Annotated in this window: 5 protein-coding genes; 2 read left to right on the plus strand and 3 right to left on the minus strand. The window is 59.7% G+C overall.

Annotated elements, in window-relative coordinates:
- The first annotated feature begins 17 nt into the window (after nt 1-17).
- A complete protein-coding gene (locus Q0J60_RS03935; RefSeq protein WP_294438944.1) occupies nt 18-311 on the plus strand; it encodes a hypothetical protein in 294 nt (97 codons plus the stop codon).
- Nucleotides 312-378: 67 nt separating this feature from the next.
- The gene (gene nth / locus Q0J60_RS03940) at nt 379-1,056 is read left to right on the plus strand and encodes an endonuclease III (RefSeq protein WP_294438945.1); all 678 of its coding nucleotides are present in this window, start codon (nt 379-381) and stop codon (nt 1,054-1,056) included.
- A 12-nt stretch (nt 1,057-1,068) separates the two neighbouring features.
- Here nth and Q0J60_RS03945 read toward each other — a convergent pair whose 3' ends face one another.
- The 3 genes from Q0J60_RS03945 to carB all read right to left on the minus strand — a co-directional run bounded on the left by Q0J60_RS03945 (nt 1,069) and on the right by carB (nt 6,657).
- Nucleotides 1,069-1,605, minus strand: a complete 537-nt coding sequence (locus tag Q0J60_RS03945; protein WP_294438946.1) for a flavoprotein — start codon at nt 1,603-1,605, stop codon at nt 1,069-1,071.
- Nucleotides 1,606-1,740: 135 nt separating this feature from the next.
- Complete coding sequence (locus tag Q0J60_RS03950; RefSeq protein ID WP_294438947.1) at nt 1,741-3,063, minus strand: cytosine permease; 1,323 nt, start codon at nt 3,061-3,063, stop codon at nt 1,741-1,743.
- Between the two features lie 318 nt (nt 3,064-3,381).
- Nucleotides 3,382-6,657, minus strand: a complete 3,276-nt coding sequence (gene carB / locus Q0J60_RS03955; protein WP_294438948.1) for a carbamoyl-phosphate synthase large subunit — start codon at nt 6,655-6,657, stop codon at nt 3,382-3,384.
- Nucleotides 6,658-6,737 lie beyond the last annotated feature (80 nt).

A 6,737-nucleotide genomic window follows, 5' to 3' on the forward strand; every position in this document is an offset into this window, starting at 1 on the left:
CGAGACAGGAGGCGGCCATGAACGCGACAGAAAATCGTTTCGACACTATGATGGTTCTATCCGACCTGTTCAGCGACGAGGTGGTCAATGGCTGGGCCATTCCTCGCAACAAGGTTGATCAGTTTATCGCCGATGTGGAACGCGCAGCGCGTGAGTCGGGCGCCGTCCCTTTCGTACAGATGGACTTCCTTGAGTTTGATGACGCGGTCACCTCCCTCATTGGCATGCAATTTCACGAGAATCACAACGCTGCCGTGCTCGAGGCAGAAGAAATCATTCTCGCAGCCGAAAGGCAGCAGAGCGCCGCGTAGCACCATCTTCTTTCGCCTTCGTGGGGTACAATGCCTTTTGAAATGCAGGTGCACGAATGGAGAAGCGATGCCTCGAGAGAATATGACCCAGAAGCGCGAACGAGCCGCTGAGATTGAACGTCGCATGTATGAATACTACGGCGAGGGCGAATGTTCGCTTGACCACATGGATCCGTTCACGCTCACCGTTGCAGTCGTGCTTTCTGCCCAGTGTACCGATGCTGCGGTCAACAAGATATCCCCTACCCTGTTCAGCAAATTCGGCACGCCTGAAAAGATGGCGCATGCGAGCATCGAGGAGATAGAGGCTATCATTCATCCTCTTGGCTTCTACCATGCCAAGGCACGCAATATCAAGGCGTTAGCCCAGACGGTTCTTACGGAATTCGGCGGAGAGATTCCTAACGATATTGACCTTCTGCAAAAGCTGCCAGGCGTCGGACGCAAGACCGCAAACGTAGTCATGTGCCAGGCGTTCAAGAACCCGCAGGGCATCGCCGTGGATACGCATGTGTTTCGCATCGCCCATCAGCTGGGTTTCGCCACGCGCAACGACGATACGCCTGCCAAGGTGGAGACGAAGCTGCTCAAGATTTATCCGCAGCATGACTGGCTATTCATCAACCATCAATGGGTGCATTTCGGCCGTGAGTTCTGCGTGGCTCGTCGGCCGAAATGCGCCGAGTGCTTCATTAGCGACCTCTGCCCCTTCGGGCAAAAGGCATTGAACAAAAGCGCCCAATAGGAAATCGATCGTCTACGCGAGAACGCTGAGCACCGCTTCAATGATTTCTTCTACAGGCGCTAGCGTGCCGCGCGCCACTTCCCCGCTTGCGAGCCTTCCCTCGCCGGGGCCCACGATAACCATGCCGCGGCCTTCGATAGTTTTGATATTCGCCTGCGTCGCGGCGTTTGCGAACATATTGGCATGCATGGCGGGACACACAACCACAGGGCATGTGGCAGCCAAAAACGTCGAAGTCACCATGTCGTCGGCGATACCGTGCGCCATCTTGGCGATCACGTTCGCGGTGGCGGGCACCACGACGAATACGTCGGCTTCTTTCGCGAGCGTGATGTGCTTGATGGTGGCGTCGGAGCTGTAGTCGAACGTGTCGGTATACACCTTCTTACCCGTCAGCGCCTCGAATGTAAGCGGTGTCACGAACTCGCAGGCGTTCTTGGTCATGATGACACTCACGTCTACGCCAGATTTCTGAAGTTGCGACACGACTTCCGCCGCTTTATAGGCAGCAATTCCACCGGTAACGGCAACAAGTGCGTGCTTTGCCATACCTCCCCCTTTTCATTGAGCCAAGCGTTTCGTGCGATTATAAAACAAAGAGGCGCCCCGCCTTCGCAGAGACGGGGCGCCTTGACTGAGCAACGATAGATACAAACCCGTTAGCACGGATGGCATCAATGCGGCTTAGAGAACCTGGTCGGTCTCCTCGAACTTGACGACATCGACCTTCTTAGCGGCGGCGTAGGCCTTCATGGCGATCCAATACACAACGCCAGCGAAGATGAGGGAGTTCAGACCAGGAATGCCGATTGCGTAGATGCTGCTGACCTCGCCTACGCCGAAAGCAAGGATCCACACCACGATAGTAATGGGGTTCCACTTCTCTACGCGGCTGGGCAACGTGCCAGATTCGCGCGTTTCCTCAAGAGCGGCACGGTTGCGGCGCAGCAGGTAGTAATCGATGACCATGATGCCGGCCACGGGCGGAATGGCAACGCCCAGAAGCGTCAGGAAGTCCTGGAAGTAGTTGATAACGCCCAGCATGGACAGCACGGTGCCCACGATGCCCAGACCCCAGATCATGGCGACACGGTTCACCTTGACGTTGAACAGCGCGTTGATCATGGTGGCGATACCCAGGCCAGAGGAGTACAGGTTGATGTCGTTCAGCTTGACCGTGGAGGCCACGACGATGATGACGCCCAGAACGCCGGAGGTGGCCATCATGATGTCGGTCACGTTCTGCGTACTGGTGGCATGGCACAGGATAACAGCCAGAAGGTTCATGCCCAGCTCGCCCACGAAGGTGCCGATCAGGGTCATCCAGAACACCTGCTTGCCGTCCTTCAGGTAACGAGAGTAATCGGGCGTGCAGATGGCGCCGGCGATGAAGCCGCCCGCGACGATGGTCACGGCAGCGCCAAAGCCCAGTTCAGGACCAGGATGCGGGGAGTTCAGGAACTCGATGAGTGAATGGTCCTGCAGCACGATGACGGCAGACACTATGACCGCGAGGATGAACAGCGGCACGAAAATGGAAGCGAAGCGGGCGATCCAACGGATGCCAGCAGCAACCAACAGCGTGATACCCAAGCCGGTGATCAATGCCCAGATGGGATAGTTGAGAATGCCGGTGATATCCAGCATGCCCTCGGCGAACACGCAGTTCTGAACGCCGAACCAACCCACCATAGAAATGGCAACAACGCCGCCCAGAATGGCGGAGCCGTTTTTGCCAAGGCCGGCCCAACGGGACAGAAGGCTCGTGGAGAGGCCTTCGCGCGCAGCGGCAGTACCTAACGCCCAGCTCAGAACCTGGAGGATGACCGAACCGAGCATGGTTGCCCAGAACGCCCCCCAGAACGACATGCCATAGCCCAGCGTGGCGCCCAGCACCAACTGAGACACGCAGCAGATGGCGCCGATACGCACCATGAGGATTTGCCAGAACGGCTCCTTAGCTCCTTCGGGGATGCGCGATAGCGAATAATCGTTATCGTTAGTCATGATAGTCCGCCTTTCCTTTTAGCTGTCAGGGCCGCATTTCGTCGAAGCAAACGACGCGCATGTGCTGCGGCGAAATACGGTGCGTAATGAGTATACTCCAACGCACTAAAGTGATATTGCGGGAATGTTAAATCAGGGTCAAACGCGGTAGATTTCCAAACCTGAACGGCGTAAATCGGAGGGTGAACGGCGCACGCAAAAATACACACATGCGAGGTTTCGTCTAAAAACGGCAAAACGGCTAAATAACGACGCCGCGTCATCCAGCCAGGCGTTGACCTGCGATGACGCGGCATCATGACGTGAAGTCAGCTGTCGTTACTTCACGTCGATTTGAGGCAAGTCTTGCAGCGCGATAACGTCAAGACCCTCGGGGTTATCCGCAAGCGCCTCGAGCGCGGCCACGAACGCGCTCGCGGCAGAGAGCGCCGTGACACTGGTGACGCCATGCTTCACGGCTTCGGTGCGCAGGTAATAGCCGTCGCTACGCGTCTCCTGGCCGTACGGCGTGTTGATCATGTAGTCGATCTCGCCGGAGGAAATCATGTCACCGATATTGCGACCGGACTCCCTAATCTTTCCTACGACCTCGCACTTCACGTTTCCGCCCCTCAGGCACTTCGCAGTGCCTTCAGTGCAGACGATTTTGAATCCCAGACGCTGCAGCGCGCGGCCGATAGGCAGGATGTGTCGTTTGTCACGGTCGCACACCGAGACGAATACCGTGCCCGAAGAAGGCAGCTTGTAGCTGATGGCGAGCTGCGTCTTCGCATACGCCTCGGGATACGTGCGCGAGATGCCCATAACCTCGCCCGTGGACTTCATCTCGGGGCCCAACACCACATTGGCGCCCGGGAAGCGGCCCCACGGCATGACGGCTTCCTTCATGCAGAAGTAATCCATCTCTCGGTCGTCCGACGGCAGGCCCAGGCTTTCGATGGAGCGACCGCTCATGACAAGCGCAGCGCACTTGGCCAGCGGCACGCCCGTTGCCTTGGAAACGAACGGCACGGTACGGCTGGCACGCGGGTTCGCCTCGATGACGTAAATGGTTTCGCCCTTGACCGCGTACTGCACGTTGATGAGACCGCGAACGCCCAGGCGAAGTGCAAGCTTGCGCGTGGTGTCTTTCAGCTGACGCACCAGCTTCTCGGAGAACGAGAACGGCGGGATGCAGGTGGCTGAGTCACCGGAATGGATGCCGGCCTCCTCGATATGTTCCAGGACGCCGCCCACGTACACCTGCTCGCCGTCACAGAGTGCGTCCACGTCGCATTCGATGGCGCCCTCCAGGAAGCGGTCCAGATACACGGGATGATCGGGCGAGATACGAGCGGCCTCGGCCATGTATTCCTTCAGCGAAGCCGGGTCGTAGGCAATAACCATGCCGCGGCCGCCCAGCACGTAGCTCGGACGCACCAACAGCGGGAACCCGATGCGATCGGCCACGCGGCACGCCTGCTCGAAGCTCTCGGCCGTAGCGGACGCGGGGTACACGATCTCAAGCTCATCCAGCACGTCGGAGAAGCGCTCGCGGTCTTCGGCGAGGTCGATGGCCTCCGGGCTGGTGCCCATGATGGCCACGCCCGACTCCTTGAGCAGGCGTGCCAGCTTGAGCGGCGTCTGACCGCCCAGGGTGACCACAACGCCGTCAGGATGCTCGACATCAACGATGTCCATGACATCCTCGTAGGTCAGCGGCTCGAAGTACAGGCGGTCGGAGGTGTCGTAGTCGGTGGACACGGTTTCGGGGTTGCAGTTGACCATGATGGTCTCATAGCCCGCCTCCGCAAGCGCATACGACGCATGCACGCAGCAGTAGTCGAACTCGATGCCCTGGCCGATACGGTTGGGACCGGCACCCAGAATCATAGCCTTCTGCTTGTCAACAGGGGGAATCTCGGGCGATGCCACAAGCACGCCTTCGGTCCCGGCAACGCGCATGGGTTCTTCATAGGTCTTGTAGTGATATTCGGTCGTTCCCTGGAACTCGGCGGCGCAGGTATCCACCGTCTTGAACGTGGGCACCACGCCAAGGCCTTTGCGGTAGGCGCGCACGATGCGCTCCTCGCAGCCGGTCAGGTATCCGATCTGCGCGTCGGAAAGGCCGTACTGCTTCGCGATGCGCATGGCAGCAGCGTCAAGGTCTTCCAAGCGATGACCGGCAAGCACGCGCTCGACGGCGACCATATCCGCGATACGGCTCAGGAACCACGGGTCGATGCCACTTGCCTCGTGGACACGCTCGACGCTCCACCCGCGACGGAACGCCTCCGCCACAGCAAAGATGCGATCCTCAGTGGGACGAGCAACCACATCGGCGAATTCGGTGTCGGAAAGACCCTCGTAATCGTCTTTGCCGTCGGCGCCCAGGCCGGCGCGGCCGTTCTCGAGCGAGCGCATGGCCTTGCCGAACGCCTCCTCGAACGTGCGGCCGATGCTCATGATCTCGCCCACGGCCTTCATACGCGTGGAAAGCGTGGTATCGGTGCCCTTGAATTTCTCGAAGGCGAAGCGCGGCACCTTGACCACGCAGTAGTCAATGGAAGGCTCGAAGCAGGCAGGAGTCACGCGCGTAATGTCGTTCACGATTTCATCCAGCGTGTAGCCCACGGCCAAGCGGGCCGCGGCCTTCGCAATCGGGAAGCCCGTAGCCTTGGACGCCAGCGCCGAAGAGCGGCTCACGCGCGGGTTCATCTCGATGACGATGAGGCGGCCGTTGCGCGGGTTAAGCGCGAACTGCACGTTGGAGCCGCCCGTTTCCACGCCGATCTTCTCAAGGATGGCGAGAGATGCCACGCGCATGCGCTGGTATTCGACGTCGGAAAGCGTCTGTGCGGGGGCCACGGTGATGGAGTCGCCCGTGTGCACGCCCATGGGATCGAGATTCTCGATGGAGCACACGATGATGCCGTTGCCGGCGCGGTCGCGCATGACCTCCATCTCGTACTCTTTCCAACCGATGATGCTCTCCTCAACCAGCACCTCGCCGGCAGGAGAAAGCTCCAGGCCCTGAGCGACGATCTCGCGCAGCTGGGCCTCGTCGTAGGCGATGCCGCCGCCCGCGCCGCCCAGCGTGAAGCTCGGACGCAGAACGCAAGGGTAACCCACCTTGCCAGCAAGCGCCACGGCGTCTTCGACCGAATAGGCGTAGCCGCTGCGCGCACATTCAAGACCGATTTCCTCCATGGCCTCAGCGAACAGCTTGCGGTCCTCGCCGCGCTCGATGGCAGCCAAGTCGCAGCCGATCATCTCCACGCCGTATTTGTCGAGCACGCCGGATTTCGCGAGGTCGACGGCGGTGTTGAGGCCCGTCTGGCCGCCCAACGTGGGAAGCAGCGCATCGGGACGCTCCTTGGCGATGACACGCTCCACGAATTCGGGTGTGATGGGCTCAACATAGGTGCGGTCGGCGAGCTGCGGGTCGGTCATGATGGTGGCCGGGTTGGAGTTCACCAGCACGACCTCGAAGCCGTCCTCCTTGAGCACCTTGCAGGCCTGGGCGCCCGAGTAGTCGAACTCGCAGGCCTGGCCGATGACGATAGGACCGCTTCCGATGCCGAGAATGCGTTTGATATCGGTGCGCTTAGGCATGGCAGGCCTCCTTCTCCTCAGAGCCAAAGACCCAGCCCGCCAGGCGGTCCTTCGAAATGTCGATATTCAGATAATCCTCT

The organism is uncultured Slackia sp. (genome assembly GCF_944321625.1).
In the GTDB taxonomy this organism is placed as follows: domain Bacteria; phylum Actinomycetota; class Coriobacteriia; order Coriobacteriales; family Eggerthellaceae; genus Slackia.